Origin of the sequence: Paenibacillus sp. FSL L8-0158, from assembly GCF_038592965.1 — a bacterium.
GTDB lineage: Bacteria > Bacillota > Bacilli > Paenibacillales > Paenibacillaceae > Paenibacillus > Paenibacillus polymyxa_D.
Genome location: NZ_CP151949.1, coordinates 1,702,953 through 1,724,094, shown reverse-complemented (window position 1 = coordinate 1,724,094; position 21,142 = coordinate 1,702,953). Strand labels below are relative to the sequence as shown.

Annotated in this window: 20 protein-coding genes; 6 read left to right on the top strand and 14 right to left on the bottom strand. The window is 42.0% G+C overall.

Going from position 1 to position 21,142, the window contains the following annotated elements:
• Positions 1–46: 46 nt before the first annotated feature.
• Both NSQ68_RS07840 and NSQ68_RS07835 read right to left on the bottom strand, forming a co-directional pair.
• A complete protein-coding gene (locus NSQ68_RS07840; protein WP_342428496.1) occupies positions 47–1,636 on the bottom strand; it encodes an amidohydrolase in 1,590 nt (529 codons plus the stop codon).
• Positions 1,637–1,680: 44 nt separating this feature from the next.
• Positions 1,681–2,379, bottom strand: coding sequence for a 4'-phosphopantetheinyl transferase superfamily protein (locus tag NSQ68_RS07835; RefSeq protein WP_342428495.1), 699 nt, complete (start codon positions 2,377–2,379; stop codon positions 1,681–1,683).
• Positions 2,380–2,606: 227 nt separating this feature from the next.
• Here NSQ68_RS07835 and NSQ68_RS07830 point away from each other — a divergent pair, with 227 nt between their 5' ends.
• Positions 2,607–4,076, top strand: a complete 1,470-nt coding sequence (locus NSQ68_RS07830; RefSeq protein WP_342428494.1) for an RICIN domain-containing protein — start codon at positions 2,607–2,609, stop codon at positions 4,074–4,076.
• Between the two features lie 109 nt (positions 4,077–4,185).
• Here the strand turns inward: NSQ68_RS07830 and NSQ68_RS07825 are convergent, their stop codons facing one another.
• Positions 4,186–4,701 carry an acyl-CoA thioesterase gene (locus tag NSQ68_RS07825; RefSeq protein ID WP_013309488.1) on the bottom strand — a complete coding sequence of 172 codons (516 nt, stop codon included), beginning with the start codon at positions 4,699–4,701 and terminating at the stop codon, positions 4,186–4,188.
• A 99-nt stretch (positions 4,702–4,800) separates the two neighbouring features.
• Entirely contained in the window at positions 4,801–5,349 is a 549-nt protein-coding gene (locus tag NSQ68_RS07820; RefSeq protein WP_029516544.1) for a helix-turn-helix domain-containing protein, read from the bottom strand.
• Between the two features lie 335 nt (positions 5,350–5,684).
• Between NSQ68_RS07820 and NSQ68_RS07815 the strand changes: the two genes are divergently transcribed.
• The 3 genes from NSQ68_RS07815 (at position 5,685) to NSQ68_RS07805 (ending at position 8,387) form a co-directional block, all read left to right on the top strand.
• A complete protein-coding gene (locus NSQ68_RS07815; protein ID WP_029516543.1) occupies positions 5,685–6,923 on the top strand; it encodes an MFS transporter in 1,239 nt (412 codons plus the stop codon).
• Positions 6,924–7,344: 421 nt separating this feature from the next.
• Complete coding sequence (locus tag NSQ68_RS07810) at positions 7,345–8,070, top strand: AzlC family ABC transporter permease (protein ID WP_342428493.1); 726 nt, start codon at positions 7,345–7,347, stop codon at positions 8,068–8,070.
• Positions 8,067–8,387 carry an AzlD domain-containing protein gene (locus NSQ68_RS07805; protein ID WP_342428492.1) on the top strand — a complete coding sequence of 107 codons (321 nt, stop codon included), beginning with the start codon at positions 8,067–8,069 and terminating at the stop codon, positions 8,385–8,387. Before NSQ68_RS07810 ends, NSQ68_RS07805 begins: the two co-directional genes overlap by 4 nt.
• Before the next feature lie 43 nt (positions 8,388–8,430).
• Here the strand turns inward: NSQ68_RS07805 and NSQ68_RS07800 are convergent, their stop codons facing one another.
• The 10 genes from NSQ68_RS07800 to NSQ68_RS07755 form a co-directional block, all read right to left on the bottom strand.
• Positions 8,431–10,152 (bottom strand): ABC transporter ATP-binding protein, encoded by a 1,722-nt coding sequence (locus NSQ68_RS07800; protein ID WP_342428491.1) that lies wholly within the window; start codon positions 10,150–10,152, stop codon positions 8,431–8,433.
• Positions 10,153–10,176: 24 nt separating this feature from the next.
• Complete coding sequence (locus NSQ68_RS07795; protein WP_342428490.1) at positions 10,177–10,779, bottom strand: response regulator transcription factor; 603 nt, start codon at positions 10,777–10,779, stop codon at positions 10,177–10,179.
• A 62-nt stretch (positions 10,780–10,841) separates the two neighbouring features.
• On the bottom strand, positions 10,842–11,621 hold the full coding sequence (locus NSQ68_RS07790) for a hypothetical protein (protein ID WP_342428489.1): 780 nt from the start codon (positions 11,619–11,621) through the stop codon (positions 10,842–10,844).
• A gap of 213 nt (positions 11,622–11,834) precedes the next feature.
• Positions 11,835–13,136: a radical SAM protein gene (locus tag NSQ68_RS07785; protein ID WP_342428488.1), complete on the bottom strand. Its 1,302-nt coding sequence runs from the start codon at positions 13,134–13,136 to the stop codon at positions 11,835–11,837.
• 17 nt (positions 13,137–13,153) lie between these two features.
• Complete coding sequence (locus tag NSQ68_RS07780) at positions 13,154–13,846, bottom strand: ABC transporter ATP-binding protein (RefSeq protein WP_342428487.1); 693 nt, start codon at positions 13,844–13,846, stop codon at positions 13,154–13,156.
• Between the two features lie 209 nt (positions 13,847–14,055).
• Complete coding sequence (locus NSQ68_RS07775) at positions 14,056–14,790, bottom strand: ABC transporter permease (protein ID WP_342428486.1); 735 nt, start codon at positions 14,788–14,790, stop codon at positions 14,056–14,058.
• 14 nt (positions 14,791–14,804) lie between these two features.
• On the bottom strand, positions 14,805–15,512 hold the full coding sequence (locus NSQ68_RS07770) for an ABC transporter permease (protein ID WP_342428485.1): 708 nt from the start codon (positions 15,510–15,512) through the stop codon (positions 14,805–14,807).
• The gene (locus NSQ68_RS07765; RefSeq protein ID WP_342428484.1) at positions 15,509–16,432 is read right to left on the bottom strand and encodes an ABC transporter ATP-binding protein; all 924 of its coding nucleotides are present in this window, start codon (positions 16,430–16,432) and stop codon (positions 15,509–15,511) included. The genes NSQ68_RS07770 and NSQ68_RS07765 overlap by 4 nt, the downstream gene beginning before the upstream one ends.
• A gap of 144 nt (positions 16,433–16,576) precedes the next feature.
• Positions 16,577–17,647 carry a HAMP domain-containing sensor histidine kinase gene (locus NSQ68_RS07760; protein WP_342428483.1) on the bottom strand — a complete coding sequence of 357 codons (1,071 nt, stop codon included), beginning with the start codon at positions 17,645–17,647 and terminating at the stop codon, positions 16,577–16,579.
• Complete coding sequence (locus NSQ68_RS07755) at positions 17,644–18,363, bottom strand: response regulator transcription factor (protein ID WP_342428482.1); 720 nt, start codon at positions 18,361–18,363, stop codon at positions 17,644–17,646. The genes NSQ68_RS07760 and NSQ68_RS07755 overlap by 4 nt, the downstream gene beginning before the upstream one ends.
• A 164-nt stretch (positions 18,364–18,527) precedes the next feature.
• On the opposite strand from NSQ68_RS07755, the gene yhbH reads away from it, so the two are divergent.
• The gene (gene yhbH / locus NSQ68_RS07750; protein WP_307349046.1) at positions 18,528–19,694 is read left to right on the top strand and encodes a sporulation protein YhbH; all 1,167 of its coding nucleotides are present in this window, start codon (positions 18,528–18,530) and stop codon (positions 19,692–19,694) included.
• Positions 19,691–21,133: a SpoVR family protein gene (locus NSQ68_RS07745; RefSeq protein WP_069012807.1), complete on the top strand. Its 1,443-nt coding sequence runs from the start codon at positions 19,691–19,693 to the stop codon at positions 21,131–21,133. The genes yhbH and NSQ68_RS07745 overlap by 4 nt, the downstream gene beginning before the upstream one ends.
• The last annotated feature ends 9 nt before the right edge of the window (positions 21,134–21,142 follow it).

The window sequence follows — 21,142 nt, the reverse complement described above, 5'->3', positions numbered from 1 at the left end:
TGAAAAGTGAAGTTGAAGGCTTTTGGCATACATACTTAGCACCGGCCTATGACCGATATGCAACTTTCCCGTTTACAACTGTCATCCGTACCTTAACATCAAGTAAAGCTTGCGGGCTTTCCGATACATCATAGTCAATGACTGTAAAATCAGCAGCCTTTCCTTCAGCTATCGTGCCTCTTTCATCAGCCTCACCGGCTGCTACTGCGCTTCCCGTGGTAAACAAACGAATGGCTTCATGTACATTCAGCTTTTCAGCGGGAAGATAGCCCTCATGCATTTCTTCCGGTTTGGCACGAGTCACTGCCGCATGAATACCAAGAAAAGGGTTTAACGGCTCAATCGGCGCGTCACTACCTCCAGCACATGGAATACCTGCTTCCAGCAGCTTTTTCCAGGCATATAAATATTCGGTCCGCTCTTTCCCCACCCGATCCAGTACCCAAGGGAAGTCACTTGCGACAAAACGGGGCTGGATGTCCGCAATCAGCGGCAGCTTCGCCATTCTCTTGACCAAATCCCCCCTAAGCACCTGTCCATGGATCAGGCGATCTGGCAAACCGCTTTCCTCCGTGAGCGCATGGGCCTCCATCGCTGTCAAAATCATGTGCGCTGCCCCATCCCCTATAGCATGTACAGCCACTGGAAAGCCTGCGGTCCTGGCAGCTGCCACCATCTGATTCAGCTCTGGCTGCGGTTGAATCGCCATTCCGCAGGTATGTGGAGCATCACTGTATGGCTCAGACAATAACGCAGTTCTTCCGCCAATGGCGCCATCAGCAAACATTTTTATCGCACCGATTTTATACCACTCATTTCCGGTACCTGCACGCAGCCCCTGCACCTTCGCTTCTTCCATAAATGGATGATAGATGAGCTGGTGTGTACGAAAAGCAAGACCTTCTTCCCTCAGCTCCCTGTAAATTCGCTGCATCGTCTCCACGCTGCCCAAAAAACGTAAATCTTCCGTGTGTGCAGCAGTCAGACCAAGCCGTAGCGCATCCAGGCAAGCCCGCCGAATCGTGTCCTTCTTAACCGAATAATCCGGCTCTGGCTGCACGCTAGTAAAGGCAAAGGAGGCTTCCTCATAAATTAAACCGTTCAACCGTCCATTGGCGTCTCGTCCATAGGCTCCCGAAGCCGGGTCAGGGGTGTCCTCGCTAATACCCGCACGCCGAAATGCCTCTGAATTGGCCAAAAACGTATGAAAGCACGTACGAGTGAGATATACCGGATGCTGATCTGTAATGGCATCCAGCTCGGATATATCCGGAATTTCAACAGGAATAAAAGCATTTTCGTTCCAGTTAAGTCCTAAAATCCACTCTCCCGGCGGTGTTACAGCGACCCGTTTGCGTAGCATAGCCAGCATCTCGTCCTTGGAGGTAGCTGATGTTAAATCGAGCATAGATAACTTCATACCATGCATAGACAAATGCATATGTGAATCGGTTAAGCCTGGCAGTACATAGGCGTCTTCCCAATCCACGGTTTCATATTCCTTACCGGACAACTGCAATTCAAGCTCCCGAGCATATCCGACGGCCTGTATCCGACCCTGCTGTACAACGATGGAGTCTCCTTTGGAAGCCCACTTCCCATACAACCGGCCATGCTTGAACAAAACGAATGTCAACGCCACTCATCTCCTTTTTCAACTATACGCATATCCACTACATATTAAGCCTGTGTTGCCACTTCCAAGCTTAGTGTATTTATATCTATCTGCTGTACCTGCTGGGCAAATTGATCATGAGCTGCACAGACAGCCATTTTATAATCCTGATCCAGCTCATACTGTTTAAAATGACAATACTCGGTGGTAAAGCCCTCTGTCGTGAAGCCTATGAACGGTTGTTCCTTCAACTCGAATGAAAAAGACTTTAACGGCAGGGTTAGTCCCTGCCCTTCGGCCTTCACAAAGCTTTCCTTAAGCGTCCATAGATCGTAAAAATAAGATAATCGGCTGTCTGCATCCTGACGCATTAACGCATCATACTCTGTGTTCGAAAAGCACACTCTACCTACCTCAAAATCAATAGGACGAAGCTGCTCAATGTCGATTCCAAGCGGATGATCATCAATAGCGCATACCACCCATTTCCCCGAGTGAGAAACATTAAAATGGAATGCGGGTGCATTTATCAAGGAAGGCTTACCAAAAGCATTGTATGTAAATTGAAGACTGGCATTCGATACCTTCAATTGCTGGCAAGCCAACCATCTTAGCAGCACATCGGCATATAAGCCCCTCAAAGCATCTTCCCGATGTAAAAAACGATCTAACTTGTGCTGCTTTTCTGGTGAAACCCGATGTACCAGTAATTCGTAATGCTCCTCAGCTTCCGGCTTGCTCGTATCAATCGCGTATATTTTCATGGTCGCCTCCTATATACCTAATGAATATCAGCCAGTTTGTAACACTCACCGTTCGATGGAAGTCTGTTAGATATGGATGGCGTGTGCCGTGTACATGGTCAATATACTACTCTAGCACTTTCAATTCAATATGGATACAATTGGGATAAGCAACTCTATTAAAACTACTTTATAGAGCTCATTAATGAAAGCGCTTTAAAATAAAGCATACAGAGGAGGACGAAACAATGAAATATGATTTTGCCCGCTTGCTGTGTATTATGCTCTCTATTTTGCTGACGTTGAGCATTTTTCAGATGTTTTCACCTAAGATCGCTTCAGCCGCTTCAGCGAATGTTGTGAATGGCATTCAGTTTAAAGATACAGATGGAAACGTGGTCCATGCCCATGGGGGCGGTATGATTAAAGTAGATGGTTACTATTATTGGTTTGGTGAAAATCGTAATCCCAACGGCACATTTAAGGCGGTATCCGCCTACCGTTCCTCTGATTTAAAAAACTGGGAGTTTCGTAAAAACGTATTGACCAGCAGTTCCGCTGAAGAGCTAAATGTTTCAAATATTGAACGTCCGAAAGTGATTTATAATGAAAAAACACGCAAATACGTATTATGGATGCATAAGGAGAATGGGGTTAATTACAACGAGGCACGCGTGGCTGTCGCTTCTTCCGATACCGTGGACGGCAATTACACGTATCAGGGCAGCTTCCGTCCTCTGGACTACGATTCGCGCGATATGACCGTATACAATGATAACGGTACAGCTTATCTGATTTCGGCTACCCGGGTAAACGCCGATCTGAACATTTATCGTCTGAAACCGGATTTTCTGCAAGTTGAATCGCTGGTGACTACACTTTGGCCAGGACAATATCGTGAAGCTCCGGCGATGTTCAAAAAAGGAGACGTCTACTTCCTGATTACATCTGGGGCGACCGGCTGGAATCCCAATCAGGCCAAGTACGCTACCGCATCCAGCATTGAAGGAACCTGGAGTAATACGATAAACTTTGGGGACGGTACGACTTATGGTTCACAGTCGGCTTACGTGATTCCTGTTGAAGGGGCCCAGACGACTTCATACCTGTATTTGGGCGACCGATGGGCGGGTGCGTGGAGCGGTCCTGTGCAGGATTCTCAATATGTATGGTTGCCACTGCGTTTTCCAACAGCGACTTCATTAGCCATGGATTGGTACGACAGCATTAATATTGACACCGCCAGTGGTGTGGTCGAGGGGATAACAACGCCCCCAATTGCCATTGATCCGGATGCCTATTATCAGCTAGTGAATCGCAAGAGCAATAAGCCACTAAGCATTATTGGCAATGCAACGACGGACGGCGCAGACCTGGAACAGCGTACAGATTCGGGAACAGCAAGCCAGCAATGGCAACTCAAGGATGCAGGCAGCGGATATTATAAAATTGTGAACCGCAACAGCGGAAAGCTAATTGGTGTTGAAAGCGGTACCACAACAGATGGTACAGTTATTGAGCAGTGGAGCGACGGAGGCTGGTCCAGTCAGCACTGGCAATTAGTATCCGTAACCGGTGGTTATTACAAGCTGAAAAATCGGGCAACTGGCAAACTGATCGATATTTCTGAAGGCGCCACCGCCGATGGAGCTAAAGCCATTCAATGGGGCGATAATGGCGGGACGAATCAGCATTTCCGTGTAGTTAAAGTAGAATAGCTCAAGTTATTTTCAAAAGGAGCCGTATTCCGAGCAGATCATGGTGACTGCTAACGGAAAAGACGGCTCCTTTTTATATAAGACGATGAAATTGATGATCTCTAGTACGTTACAGTTCCCACGGATAATCTGTTGTCAGAAAACTAGCCAGCTGCTTGCTTTCTTCCCTCCGCTGACGCCGTATGGCTGCGCGTGATGGAGCCGTCTGGTGCAATTGTAACTGCTCTTCTGTTTCTGGAATCACCTGCGGGACGGTCACTTTACGGTTGTTCTCGTCCAATGCCACAAAGGTCAGGAAGGCGGTAGCTGCGATTTTCCGGTCGCCAGTCATCAGTCCTTCACGGATTACCTTTACGAACACCTCCATCGAGCTGCGGCCTGTCCAGGTTACGAACGCTTCTAGTGTGACAGAATCACTCGGATGGATAGGTAGCAAAAAATCCACCGAATCCGTAGAGGCTGTAACTGTGTTCGTACGACACAGCTTAGCAGCTGCAATAGATGCGATATCGTCGATATACGACATCAATCGGCCACCGAAGAGCGTGTTATGATTGTTGATATCGTTGGGAAATACTCGGGATGTCTTGAAGCAGTAGGTTTCTCGGATGTACTTGCTTTCCATGGGTTCTTTCCTCTCTTTTCCTCGTTGCTCTCATTTATATCTCAGGATTTTGCAAAATCCTGATGTGGAAGCCTGTTTTAGACTATGCTAATCATCCCACTAATCCGCATAATAAATCAATACATAAAAATCGGCATCCTCATCCGAATCATTGCGGTAGGTATGTATGTCAGATACTTGAAATTGCACGGCATCCCCTGCACTCAGCTTGAGCTGTTGCCCCTGCATCTCAAAGTACATTTCCCCACGGATCATGAGAATCGTTTCCTCTCCCAGATGCTTCTCTGCCTGGTGTGTAAAGCCTGGCTTCAGACTTACCGTGAACACCTCAAACTTCTTTTCAGCGTGATACGGGAATACAGGGTAAACAAAATAGTTACCGTCCTCATCAATAACCGGATGCAGGTCTTCCCTTCGAATCTTCGTGATTTGCGGCGGGTCTTCTTTAAGAAAGGTGGAGAAGGATACGTGCAAACCGTTCGCAATTTTCCAAAGGGTTGTTACCGTAGGATTGGATTTCCCCTTCTCAATCTGAGCCAGCATCCCTTTGCTGACCCCTGTCAGTTCAGCCACCTTATCCAAACTTAATCCTCTAGTCTTCCTGATTTGAGCCAAATTAGAGCCAATAATATACTGCATTGAATCCACGGACAATGCCTCCTTGTATCCAAAAGTCTATATAAGAAGAATACACAAAAGACTGTGTGTTCGCTATATATAGAAGCCGATCAAGGTATATACAAAGCTTAAACGGGAAGTAGGCATGCTACAATTTACTGTAATATGGTCAGGTTCCTCGTTAACTTCAACATGCCAATAAAAACATTTGACATTGAATATAAATGTCCTTAAACTTCACTTATTAAAACGTTTTTGAAAACTATTGTAATATCCTGAAGGAGGGCTGCTATCCTATGACTTTTCCGTCCCTGAACACCCAACAGGTGAGAAAACCAACGTTGACTATCTAGGAGGGACTACATTTGAATCCGCAAACCCGCAAGTCCCGTTACATGTACACGATGCAACTGGCGACAATTTTTATTGGCTTTATTGTATTTGGCATCTCGGAAAATATTAAAGGCCCTGCCATTCCACGCATTCAATTCGACTTCAATCTGGATGAACAGCAGCTCGGAACATTGTTGTCTCTAAACGCACTTGGTTATTTGATTGCCTGCTCGTTCACCGCCGTTCTTGTCCGTAAGTGGGGAATCAAGGCGGTCAGCATCATTTCCTTTGCTTCCATGATCATCTCGGGAGTGTTCATCTATTTGTCGCACACGTATCCTTTCTTCGCTTCGTCCTACTTCTTGATGTATATCGGGAACGGCATGCTGGAGATTGCGCTCGCCATTTTGGGGGCGAGGATTTTTGTGAAAAATACCGGCACGATGATGAATTTGTCCCACTTTTTCTATGGGCTCAGCTCAACAGTCGCCCCTTTGCTGGCGACGGGAGTCATGTCACTAACGGTATTTGGACATACGCTGGACTGGCGGGGGATGTATCTGGCTATGTTGTCGCTCTGCCTGCTGCCGATTGTGGCCGCGCTGCTCAGCACCTTCCCGGGAGACGATCTACAGCATGAGGAACGGACCTCACTCAAGACCCTAACCCGCGATCCGGCACTCTGGATGATGGTAATGATTCTGTCGTTTGGAGTAGTCTCTGAGCTCGCAGTTGGGGGCTGGCTGGTCAACTTCTTAGAGAAAGCGTATTCTTGGAGCACGGTGAAGGCGTCCAGCATGCTCTCAGCGTTCTTTCTTACCTTCTCGTTGGGGCGCCTGTTGCTTGGTCCGCTCACTGACCGGATGGGGTTTGTGCTTTCGACGATTCTATTCTCCGCCTTCTCAGCAATATGCACGTTCGCAGCAATCGCGGGTGGGGAGAGACTGGCGTTTCTCTTTGCCGTATCGGGTGCAGGCATTGCAATGATCTATCCGACCGTGATGGCGTTCATAGCACGGAGATATCCGAAGGACAGTGATACGGCTATTACGTTCGTCGTCACGCTGATGGGTATAGGTAGTGTCATTGGCAACTATGTGATCGGCTGGGTAATCGAAGGGGTCAAGATAGTCTACGGCGCAACTACTGAGCTTGGCATGCTGCGCGGGCTTCAGGCGGGATATGGAGTTATCGGTCTATGCGCAGCCATCTGCGCGGTCTCGGGAATTATTCTCTACAGATATCTGAAAAAACGGCAGGAGCTTATATAAGTCACCATCTTAGGGTTGTCCCATAAGTCATGAACTGACTGGGACGCCCTTTTTTTTACGAACTCCCCATTCAGTCAAAACAGTCCTTGTATGAACACATCCGATTTGAACACCGCTTTTGGATGACTGGCTGCTGCCAAATCATCTGGAGCCGGAACACGAGCGAAGCTTTCTAGTAAATACATAGCCTTCCTTGGGTTATCAATAGTAAATCAAACAGCTTTTCAAGGGCAATTCTCCTGTATTCTACTCTATTAGACTGTAATTTTTCTGATTAGAAGAGTGTAGCCGAGAACGGATAATAAGACTAGTGTTCGCTATGGTACTATCCAATATAACATACAATTGTGTAATATATTGATACTTTACGACTTCCGTTATATACTATTAAAAAATTTATACACTGGGGGGTAAGGTTAAAATGTCCATAGCTTCGGAGTTGAGCGGAACGAAGCATGATTCACTCAGCTTTTTACAAGGGGTTAAAGATTGCATTCCTACATTGCTTGGTTATGTATGTATTGGGTTCGCGGCAGGGATTGTGGGCGCTTCGTCAGGGGTTAGCACCATGGAAATTGCCCTGATGTCGGCGCTTGTATACGCAGGAGCCTCCCAGTTTATTATGTGCTCCATGCTGACTGTAGCCAGTCCTCCATCCGTCATTATTTTAACGACATTCATTGTGAATGCCCGCCATCTACTGCTAAGTGCATCGTTGGCTCCTTACTTTTCTAAATATTCACTGTGGAAAAACATAGGTATCGGCGTTCTTTTGACGGACGAATCCTTTGGGGTAGCGTCGGATAAATTGGCTAAAGGCGGACAGGTCAGTGACCGCTGGATGAACGGGCTTAATATTACAGCTTATCTCGCCTGGATTGCATCCTGTGTGGCAGGAGGAATTCTCGGAAACTGGATTTCTCGACCGGAGGCTTTTGGTCTGGATTTTGCCTTGCCTGCGATGTTTCTTGCCCTACTCATTTCCCAGCTCCAAAGTGTCCATACCTCCAAACTCAAGCATCGTCTGCTGCTTGTGCTATGTATGGCTGTTCTGATGTACCTTTTGTCCTGGTGGGTGCCGTCACATATTGCTGTCATTGTAGCGACCATGATCACCGCAACGATTGGAGTGTTAACCGACAAATGAACATTAATCCCAATGTCCTGTATATCATTATCGGTGCCATGATTGTCACGGCGATCCCAAGGATCATTCCCTTTGTCGTGCTGCAAAGGCTGGCGCTACCCAAGCCAGTGCTACAATGGCTTTCCTATATTCCCATCTGCATATTCACGGCCCTCGTGATGGAAAATTTGCTCGTCCGAACCGAGACCTCCGTCACTTTTAATGGGCAAGTGCTGATGGCTGTCTTTCCTACGCTAGTGACCGCCTTGTGGAGCAAAAACCTGCTGGCTACCGTCGTTGTCGGTATTGTGAGTATGGCTGTAATTCGACTGTTATAGTTGGGATAGATCTTATAGGGGGGGAGAACTAACTATAGTGAAATCAAGTGTAAATAGGTTGTGCCTCATTTATTGAAGCTTCATTTACAAATTTATATAAATGATAAAAATAACCTTTATTCTCTATTAAATAATTAAAAGAACCTTCTTCTACCACTCTTCCATCTGACATAACAAATATCTTGTCATATTGCTGCAATGCAGGTTTAGACAAACGATGCGTTACTACCAAACATGTAATAGTTTCAAGACTTAGTATCACCTCTTCAATAGCATTCGCCGTTTCACTATCCAAGGATGAAGTTACTTCATCAAGGAGCAATAACGGCGTTTGCCTAATTAATGTTCTGGCAATCGCAACTCTTTGTTTTTCTCCACCTGATAGAAGCCCTCCATTTTCCCCAATCTGTGTGTCCAAACCATAAGGTAATTTATCGATTAATTTATTAAGCCCAGACGCTCTTATCACGTTGGAAAGAACCTCATCTTGGAACGATTGATACATTGTAATATTTTCTTTAATACTGCTGTCAAATAAAAAAACGTCTTGCTGCACAACCGATTCTAACCGACACCAATCCTCAGCAGATATGAACTTTAAATCCAGATCATCTACATTAATAATTCCACCATAATTATCATATTGTTTCATTAGGAGCTTAAGCAAAGTAGACTTCCCAGACCCACTAGGTCCCACGAGGGCATATTTCCCCCCCTTATTTAAAACCATGTTAATATCATGTAAATTTAAATGATCTTGAACATAACCAAAACACACATTTGTAAGACGAACAGAGTGTTCTATTGATGTTTTTTTTATATATTCGATACCATCCTGATCCTCGTGTAAAATCTCTAATACTTTAGCCGAAATATCACGCAATGCCCTAATTTGAGTTATGTATTGAATACTCATATATACTGGATTAACAACTTTATTGGTCAATTGTACACAAGCGATCATAGTACCTAGTGTAATAGCTCCTCGAATAGATAAAAAGCTGCCAACAAGAAATACAGAGATAAACATTACTCCTCCAAATGCATCGCTCAATGAGCTTACATAAGCATTTAATTTAAAAAATAAATACTTATTATTTTCTACGTCCATATTATTCAAACGAAATTGCTGCTCCACATGTTGCTCTACTCCATAGCTTTTAATAACAGAAAACCCAGAAAATATATCGTTTATTTTTATCGTAAATTTTTCTAAAGCATCTGCAATATTTCGTTTTCCAGCTATGATTTTTTTTTCAAAAATACGTGGTATAAAAATAGATATTAGTGTCATTATAAGCAATATAACAACAATACTAGGACTCAAAACAAACATAGCAAAAAGAGCTGCCAAAAACGAAACCCCTGTACTGGTCAAAGAAAATATATTTTTTAAGTAATCATCTTCAATCATTTTGATATCATTATTCATGATCGAAATATATTTTGCACTATGGCTTGAAGTAAACTGAGAGTGGTTTTTATATAGAATATGTCGAAAAACAATTTCTTTTAAAAACAACACTGTCTTACAGAGATAAGAAGATTGCATTAAATTGGAAAACATTTTCACGAGAGAGTTAATCACAATAAAGCCTAGTGCAACTAAGGCAATTCCAATAAACTGCTTTTCCCCCTGCGATGTGGCGGTGTCTATTAAACTTTTGAATATAAAGGCTAGATAAATATCGAGCAAACTAGCGAGACTGATCATAAAAATGACTACAAATAACTTATATTTATACTTAAATAGAAACAAAGTCATTTCCCTGCCTCCAGAAAAGGTATTTCACACATGAATCATTCCTTTAGACTTAGCTGCCATTACGGCTTCAGTTCTTGTGTGAACATTGAATTTATTAAAAATATGTGTCAAATGATATTCCACTGTCCTCTGGCTGACATATAAAAGGGCTGCAAGCTCTTTGTTGCTTTTTCCTAGTGCTAACCCTTCCAAAATTGAGCGTTCCTTAGGACTGATTAATATATCATCGTATTCTGGAATGGTATGTAAGCTTTGAAGTAATTCCATTGGTAACGTAGCTAATCCATCTAAAGCATTACGAATGGTCCGCATCAATTGTGCCGTTGTAGCTGTCTTATACACAAAACCTGAAATGCCCAGTTTCAATAGCTGCTTTATTTTGGGGGACTTATAGTTTGAAATGCTTATTATTATTGGTCTATATCTTCTGTGTATGTGCTCCAGTTCACCTATGCTGAGTAATTCTATATCGCAAATTAAAAGTTGGTAATCTTCAAATATGCCTTTTTCAATAAAATCAGTATACGATCTAAAAAATAACGCATGCATGTCCTTTTCCAGCTCAATCCATACTTTGAGTTTGTTTTGCCAAGCCAATTGATTTTCTATGATTACAATGGTATTCATATCGATCATCCCCCTGCCTTCTAGTAGAACTAAAAATAAAGGCTTACTGAATGTAAGCCAATTTATTTACCGTAAATTTCATATCTTTTAGAATTAAATAGTAATGCGGCCATACTTCCTGCAATTAGTGTAACAATTATATTCCTAACAACTGAATCCCATTGAATCGTTTCTTTAATGTCGGGAAAGGTTGATTGATTGGAAAAAGTACTTATTGTAAGCATATTGGCATACTGTTTAAACGATTCCAGTGATGATGTTCCAATGCTCCAATGCCAAGATCCTTTTATAATTAAAGCAAATTGAAAGCCGATTACTGCAACAAAAATAAAGGAAATTAATAGGTGACCTGTTGCCACCTTTTTACTCACCCATTTTGCTAAAGAGATTGCAAACCCCATCAATGAAAGCCCGCCTAACATTCCAAAAAACTTTGAACAAAATAAATATAAAACACCTTCGGATGGACTAGTTGACTGCACAATGCGCGTTAAGTATAACCCTTGCGGGTTAAGGAAAACCTCAATGAGGGTTGCCCCCCATACCACCATTATTCCTATTAAAAATACTATTGATTTAATAAAGAAGAGACTTGATGTTTTGAGTGGTAGCATATGATTAAGTGTCATTTTTCCTATAAAAAACTCATTGTAAAAATCCATGAATATGTATATAGGGATTAATATTCCAATAACCATATTGACTAGTAAATAAGAGAATGCTAATTGCTGATGGCTATTAACTAAAAAATGAAGACTACATATAGCACTTAAGATTGTAAAAATTGCAAATACCATAAAATGTCTTTTGATTTCTACTTTAAATATATGAGAAAATAACATATTAAACCCCTTTTCAATGAAATAGCCGCCTGTTTAGTAAAAAACAGGCGGTAATACAGAAGTTTTTTAAACATACAAGACACAAGAATTTTTGTTATCTACAAGACAAAACGCAGGAGTTACAGAGTTCATTACTTTTTGAGGTTTTACAATCCACCGCATTCAACTCACCTCCTTTCAAATAAATTAGTAGCTATATTTAGATTTCCAAATTTATTGATGGCGAAAGTTAAACGCAAGCATTTCCTCTAAATTATATTTAAATTCTCTACAAACAGGCTGTTTCTCTTCACTTTCAAATGCTTGTTGAGCACATCCTCCACCACATAAAGGTAATACATTACAATTTCTACATTTTTCATATTTGTAAGGAGAATAATCCATCCATTTATTAGAACTAAGTTGTTCAATACTAAAATTTTCGCTAATATGCCCAATTAAATAGTTCTTATTCCCAACAGTATTCCAACACTTCTGGATTCCTCCATCTGGCTGAATGACCATAGAGTTAGATGCGATTGCCGCGCAAGCAACCGGTTCATACTGAGGATAGTAAGATATATTCAATCCTTTTTCTAATGCACTTTCGTATAACTTTAATATTACCTTTGAAAAATCTTTATTTGCATAACAACTACTGTTGCTGACGCAACCCCCTGCACTATATTCAGTAGTTGCTGAAAAATAAATGCTTACCTTTTCTTTGAAAAGTTGTTTCCCCATATATTCCATATACTCATTCATAAAATGAATATTATCTAAATCCACATTTGTTCGAATTGTAATGTGGATAAATTCACATGATTTTTGAATATTATCCATTACCTTATCAAAAGTGCCCTCTTTATTAGCTAAAATTCTTCTTTGATCGTGGCTTTTTTTTGATCCATCTATTGTAATTTGAATCCTTTTAACACCTAATTCCTTCAATTTTTTAGCTCGATCAGGAGTAAGTAAATATCCATTACTTACCATAAAATGATCAATGGATACTTTATTTTCATTAGCGATAAAGTTCATACGTTCCATAAGACTAGTTATATTTTTAAATTCAAGTAATGGTTCACCGCCTGTCCAATTCACAATGATGCGTTTAAAATGTAATTCTTCTATTGACTTTTCTATATGAGTCAGAATAGCATTCTGTATTCTTTGAGAAAAAGAACTCTTTCCTGATTTAGACGTCAAATTTTCAAAGCAATAAGAACACCTAAAATTGCAGCTATATGTAGGCAAAATAGTTAAATTCAAAGTCTGATTTTGGTGTCTAAATATTTTGAATTGTTTCTCCATCTGGTCTAGTTCTTTTGTAGGCTCAACATATAGGAATTGACCTTGCAGTAATTGTTCTTTCTCTGCACAATGTTCAAGATAATCCATATCTTTTTGAATAAAGGCATTATACAAATCTTTATGTATTTCACCGAATCCATTGGATAAGCTGTTATAAATTAAATAACTTTCCTCATCCGAATCGTTTAATAGCAAATATTCGTTGTAAGATGAAATTTGCAAGATTAATCCCCCTCATCTTAGATCATAGACTTGAATATTTCCTCTATGGACTGTTTATATTCGTCTCTTATATCCTCTACATTTCCTTGTAACAGTATCTTTCCGTCATTCACAAATGCCACATCAGTAAATAATTTTTCTACATCATTAATTAAGTGAGTACTTATAATAACCGCACTAGTCGGATCAAAATTATCAAGTATAATTTGTATAATTTTATCTCGCGTAGAAGGATCCACAGCTGCCAAAGGTTCATCCAAAACATACAAGGTGGCTTTTCTTGCAAAAGCCAAGGAAATACTTAATCTTTCCTGCATTCCTTTAGATAAAGATTTAATTTTGTCGTCCACATCTAAACCCAATGATTTCACCATTTTGTATGCTAAATCACGGTTAAAATCAACAAAAGAATGTTCAAAAAAAGTAATAGCTTCCTCAATGGTCATCCACTGATAAAGAAATTCTCTGTCAGGTAGATAAGAAACGATCTTCTTCGTTTCAACGCTAGGTTTTAAACCTTTAATACGAATCTCACCTCTATAATCCCTAAGCAGAGAGACGATGAGTTTCATTAATGTCGTTTTCCCTGCTCCATTGGGACCAAGAAGTCCTAAGATAGTTCCAGGCTTTATTGAAAGAGTTAGCGAATCAAGAGCCTTTTTCCTACCATACTTTTTCGTAATATTATTACAATTCAATATGTATTCCAATATCCCAACCCCTTAAAAGTATCCTATAATTATTTGTTTAAAACTTTTCCATTTTCACATCTTTTCCAAAAGGAGTGCTCTTTCTTCTATATTTTACTATCTGATTTGAAAGTCAACAACGCAATTTTTCCGCAAGATTTTGTCGTTATTTTTGTAATCAATTGTTTATTTCAATTAACGTGTCAACTGATGGAATCGCTTTAAATTAACTACAACCAGCCCCTATTCACAAACATCTTTCTTCCACCATACAGATAGGCTAAAAACGTAAAAATGACAATCAATCCGAGGCTGTAAGGCTCAACTCTGGGTGCATAAGTCGCTGTTTGCGGCATCATAATATAATAAGGGATCGTAAAAGGAAACCACGCACCTATGGAAGAGTGAAAGCCTGTTATGACAATATTAGGAACCACACAACAAATAGACATTCCCAGAGAAGCGCCAAAATTCCGAATTTTTATCGAGAGCATAAGCTGTAGTGCTGCCAGGGGAAAAATCCCAAGCCACCCTCCCAAACCGGTAGAAAGAACGACAGACCAAGGGATTTCTCCTGGAGCACCTATTATATTTCCACTTACAAAATAGCCTACTATAAATATAAGCTGATCCAGACCCAGTATGAGAATGAGCAATATATATTTTGCATAATAAATTTGCTGACGAGGATACGGGCTGCTTAATAAAATCTTCCATCCTCCATCTCGATGCTCATACGTACACAAAAGAGAAGCGATAATTCCACAATAGAGCGGATAAAAAAACATAGAGTGAAATTGCGCTGAATAAGTATATAGAGTTAACCAACTGGGCGAAAAAAACTGCTTCAAATCATTCAGTTCCAGGACTCCCATTAAAGAATTTATGACCGCATCCAATATAATGAGAAACCATACCATGATCCATTGAAGCTTTATTGTCTCCACGCGTAAAATAGAGCCCATGTATCTTCTCCTCTCTATTTGAATTCATGCTTGGTAAACTGTAATGTACCAAGTCCCGTAAAGATGACTCCTGCAATTAAAGCAACGATCACCCACATCATGTGTTCCTTCATCAGAGGACTTGATAGAGCAGGGTACGACCAAGGCAATATTTTAATCCACAGAATACTTGTGCGTGCCAAAAACAAGCTTGCAATAGAACCGAATATACCAAACGCTAATGGGAATGCCTGATTAGTGAAAAGCGTAGACAGCCAAAGTTGAATTGCAAGTACTGGTAGGGTAGCCAAGCTTGCATTAATCGGCTGTAACAGCATGATCCGCCAAGGAATGGGTTCATTTGTATATAACACCCAGATGAGGCTCATACCTGCTACAGTGATCAAGGCAGTACCCAACTGCAGAATCACGATCCATACGATTTTGGATAAATAGATATAACTTCTGGGAACAGGCATGGCCATAAGCTGCTTCCATGTTTGAGTATCATGCTCTGTACCGGCCATAATGCTCGCCAAAAGTGTACCGCCAAGCAGCATCACAAACGAAAGGAACATAAACATAACGGCAAAACCAGCGTAGACACCTCCTGGTCCTTGCCGAAAGTAAAGATACCATTCCACGGCAGTCATGCCTGTAAGTACACACCCCTGTATAAGAGGAATCCACCAGCATATTTTCTTCAGCTTAAACCCCTCTGCCTTTATAACCCGGAGTATCATAAGCTTCGCTCCTTACCTGTCAGTTCCAGGAATATCTCCTCCAATGTTTTTTTCTTCTCTGTGACCCGATAAATGGGATGATTGTGTTCCACAAGCACCTTGATCATCTCCGAAGATTGTTGCCGATCTACAATAGGAGTCACGACCTCTTTTGGTTCAATCGATTCAGCCTCAGCAGTCCACCCATGCTGAATCAGCGCACCGGCAGCCAGAACAGGATCTGGGGTTTCAATGAATAATTGAGGCTTGCTTTTGGCGGTGAGTTCCTTCATCGTTCCCTGGAAGATCATTTCACCCTGATTAATAATTCCTACATAGGTTGCAATCTGCTCAATTTCGCTTAATAAATGGCTCGAAACCAGTACCGTCATTCCGTAAGCGCCAGGGAGGCTCATAATTAACTCCCGAATTTCCTGAATACCAGACGGGTCCAAACCATTCGTCGGTTCATCAAGTATTAACAATTTGGGGTTGGCAATAAGCGCCATAGCAATCCCCAGTCTTTGTCGCATCCCCAAGGAATATCCTTTTACCGGACGATACGCATCCTTGGTTAATCTCACTAAATCCAGCACTTCATGAATTCTTCGGGTCGGCAGTCCACGCATGGTTGTAACGATTTCTAAATTTCGATATGCGGATAAATGGGCATAATAGGCAGGTGATTCAACCAAGGAGCCAACATCCTTTAATATTTCCATACGTTGATCCTTTAGCTTTTTCCCGAAAATCTCAATTTCTCCGGAGGTGGATTTAATCAGCCCAAGTAGCATACGAATCGTGGTTGTTTTACCCGCCCCATTAGGTCCTAAAAATCCATAAATCTGCTGTCCGGGTACCTGGAGATTTATTCGTTTTACAATTTCCCGTTTTCCAAAACGCCTAGTTAGCTGCTGTGTATGTATTACATATTCAGACATTTCCTGATCTCCTCTCGACTTCTAATGCTGAAGCTTAAGTTACATACAGTTTACTGAAGTAAAGTAAACATCAGGTAAACAGTCCCTAAACAACAGGCAAAAAAATCGAGCAAACTGCAATATATGAGGTTAGATGTTAAAAAATTAGATGTTTAGCGGCAGTGAAATCTCCATCCTTGTACCCGCTTTACTGCCTGGTAGGATACGAAGCGTTCCGTTATGCGCCTCAATAAAGTTTTTGGCAATAGGTATTCCATGCCCTTGGGAGTGAGATACCTGCATGAACTTATTGGAATTCATTCCTATTCCGTCGTCTTCGATAGAAATATGAAGCTTATCGTTCGCTTTACTTACTTCCATGGAAATATGTGTACCTGGAGGATTATGAATGATTGCATTAATTAAAAAATTCTGCAGCGCTCTGCCTAATAATTTGCTATCGAAGGGCATAATACATGCCGCGTCCATTGCCGTAAAAGAAAATTCATATTGCTCAGCCGAAGGATGGTTAGCGATATCTATGACCGCACTACGGAGAAACTCCACAATGTCCTCCTTCTCTAATTGGATAGGCAGTGGACGTTCCTTAAGCTGCATAGAAGCATTCAAATCCTGAATCAACTGCTTCATTTCAGTCACTTTCTCACTGATACTCGTACTAAAGCTTCTTCTTTCTTCATCAGACCAGTCATACTCTTGAGCAGTTAGCATGGCCGCATATCCTTCAATATAAGATAATGGTGTTTTAAGATCATGGCTTACACCTGCTACCCACTGCTGTTTTCGTTTCTCTATTTCCACTCTCTCTTCCTCATTGCTGCGCAATTGAGCCGATAAGATATTCATTTGTTCAAAAACTTCTTTATACAATTGATACGGAGGTTTATAACTATTTTTCTGACTTTTTTTGCCCTCCGGTAGTTCTAGTTCACTTAGCGGTGCCTGGAATTCCCCCGTTGCTATATTTCCAATCCATTTGATTACATACACCAAAGGTTTGCCTATATACCATCCGTAAGCAACTATGAACACAACACTCTGCACGATACCAAGTCCTGCCCAGAAGAGATCAATATTTATATTTTGAGATGCTCCAAATATACTTTTTATAAAAATATATAAGATCGTGCAAATAACAAAACATAGGACATAGGCCAGTACAAAGCATAACGTTACTTTCATAAAACGAAAGGACATCTTAACCAGAGAGTTCATCCTTGCTCCTCCATCTTGACTGACATCATTTTATAACCAAGCCCTCTTACATTGATTAAAAAATGCGGGTGCTTGGGATCAGGTTCAATTTTTTTCCGCAAACGGGAGATATGAATCACTACAGTCTTCTCATCACCCAAGAAGGCCTCACTCCATATCGCCTCGTAAAGCTGCCGGACACTGAAAATACGGTTAGGGTGCTTGCACAAAAATACCAGCAGTAGCCATTCACGTGCCGGACACTCGATCTGCTTGTCCTCCACATACAACACACCGGATTCCAGTTCCAGTCGAAAATATCCAAAATCTAAAGTGCGTAAGGTCGGTTTCATGGACACTGTCGAAACTTTCCGATATTTCATTCGAGCCTTCATACGGGCAACGACTTCCAGCGGGTTAAACGGTTTGGTAATATAGTCGTCTCCTCCGATACCGAACCCCATTAATTTGTCTAGGTCTGTATCTCTTGCCGTCAAAAAAAGAATAGGGGCATCGGTATATAGTCGCATTTGACGACATATCTCAAACCCATCGTTATCAGGCAGCATGACATCAAGTACAATCACATCTATATGAGATTCCATCACGACTTGCAGCGCTTCCCGACCCGTTGCAGCATGCCTGACTTGAAAGAACCCTTCTTTTTTTAACACCGTTGTCAGCATATCCCGCAATCCCTGCTCATCGTCTACTATAAGTACTGCAATTTCTTCCATAACCCAAGGTTCTCCATTCTTTTTTTACATTTTTTACTTTCATTATAAAAGCAAACGGGCAGAATTTAAATCGAGTTCCATCACATATCGTTCATCCCCGTGAATATACTTAATAACCAACAAGGCCAAACTGTGCCGTGTATCCACTTGGGGGGTGCCTAATAATGCCGGAACCACGCCAACCATATTCATTCGTCGTATCCCGCGAAGATTGGTCGCTGCATCGCAAAGGGTACCAGGACCAGCAACGTCATCAGCAGAAGGTCAAAGATGTCATTAAGCAAAATCTACCCGATCTGATTACGGAAGAAAATATTATTATGTCGGACGGTCAACAGATTATTAAAGTGCCGATTCGCAGTCTGGATGAATATCGCTTCATTTATAACTATCAAAAGCAAAAACATGTAGGCCAAGGGGATGGAGATAGTCAGGTGGGAGATGTCATCGGACGTGATCCTGCCTCCCAGAAGCCTGGTAAAGGTGAGAAAGCCGGCGACCAGCCGGGACACGATATTATGGAAACGGAAGTCAGCATAGAAGAACTGGAAGATATGCTGTTTGAGGAAATGGAATTGCCGAATTTACAGCAAAAAGACAAGGATCAAATTGAGGTTGAATCTATCGTGTTCAATGATATACGTAAAAAAGGCATGCAAGCGAACATTGACAAGAAACGAACCATTCTCGAAAATCTGCGCCGCAACGCCCGTGAGGGGAAACCAGGCATTCATCATATTAGTCCAGACGATCTTCGCTACAAGACATGGGAAGAGAAGACCATTCCCCAATCCAACGCGGTGATTATAGCCATGATGGACACATCGGGCTCAATGGGCGCTTTTGAAAAATATTGTGCTCGCAGCTTCTTTTTCTGGATGACCCGCTTTTTGCGCCGTCAGTATGAAAAGGTGGAAATTGTCTTTCTCGCGCATCATACCGAGGCTAAAGAGGTTACGGAAGAAGAATTTTTTACCCGCGGAGAAAGTGGCGGCACGATCTGCTCTTCCGCTTATTTGAAAGCACTAGAGATTATCGACAAACGATATCCTCCTTCCAGCTACAATATTTATCCCTTCCATTTCTCGGATGGCGATAACCTGACCTCGGACAATGAGCGGTGCGTGAAGCTAATCGAGGAACTTATAAAGCGGAGCAATATGTTCGGCTATGGAGAAGTGAATCAATATAATCGCAGCAGCACGCTGATGTCAGCCTACAAGAATATTAAAAAGGATCAGTTTATGTATTATGTCATCAAGGAAAAAGGTGAGGTATACCAAGCCTTACGTACCTTTTTTCGCAAACGGGAAGGAGGAACGGTGGGATGAGCACCGACCAGAAGGAGCTAGAATATGCGATATCAGAAATTATGGAGATTGCAGATGGATTCGGGCTCGACTACTACCCGATGCGGTATGAGATTTGTCCGGCGGATATTGTATACACGTTCGGAGCCTATGGTATGCCCACGCGCTTCAGCCACTGGAGTTTTGGAAAAACGTTTCACAAGATGAAAATGCAGTACGATTTTGGATTGAGCAAAATCTATGAGCTGGTCATTAACTCCAATCCCTGCTATGCCTTCCTGCTGGAAGGAAATTCTTTGGTGCAAAATAAACTAATTGTCGCTCATGTACTGGCACACTGTGATTTTTTCAAACACAACGCCCGCTTTTCAGCTTCTAATCGCAATATGGTGGAGAGTATGTCGGCCACAGCAGATCGAATCAACAGCTATGAAATGGAATATGGTTCAAAGACTGTGGAATCCTTCATTGACTCTGTATTGGCGATACAAGAACATGTAGACCCACAGCTCATCAAACCAAGGCATCTGGATAAACAGCGCTATATGGAACTCAAAATCAAGGAGCAAAAAGAACCCAAAAAACACCAGCGTCCCATCGGACCTTACGATGATCTGTGGTCACTGGACACAGTAAAGCAGCATGATTCGGCCGAAACCGAGGGTATTAAGGTACGCCAGTTCCCACCGGAACCTGAAAAAGATATCGTCTGGTTTATTCAGGAATTCTCGGAAGTGCTGGAGGACTGGCAGCGGGACATCATGACGATGCTGCGAGACGAAATGCTGTATTTCTGGCCCCAAATGGAGACCAAAATCATGAATGAAGGCTGGGCCTCCTATTGGCACCAGCGGATTGTCAGGGAACTGGATTTGACCGGAGAGGAAACCGTTGAATTTGCGATGCTGAACGCTTCCGTCGTACAGCCTTCCAAGCAAAGCCTGAACCCGTACTATTTGGGACTGAAAATATTCGAGGATATTGAAAAAAGATGGGATAATCCAACCCGTGAGGAGCAAGAGCGACAAGGACGCAAACCGGGCGAAGGACGCGCTAAAATGTTCGAGGTACGAGAGTTCGACTCAGACACCTCTTTTATACGCAATTACATGACCAAGAAGCTGACAGAGGATTTGGATCTGTACGTGTTTGAGAAACGGGGACCCGATTGGAAAATTACCGATAAATCCTGGGAAAACATACGGGATCAGCTCGTGTTTTCACGTGTGAATGGAGGCTCCCCTTATATCGTCGTCGAGGATGGAGATTACCTGCATACAGGCGAGTTGAAGCTCAAGCACCAGTACGAAGGCATTGAGTTGGATTTAAAATATATGGAGCGCACGCTTCCGTATGTATATCAGCTGTGGGGGCGCACCGTTCATTTGGAAACGATGATTGAGGGTAAGCTCGCCTTATTCTCATATGACGGTAAGAAGCATCATCGCAAGTTTGTATAGTCATATAAA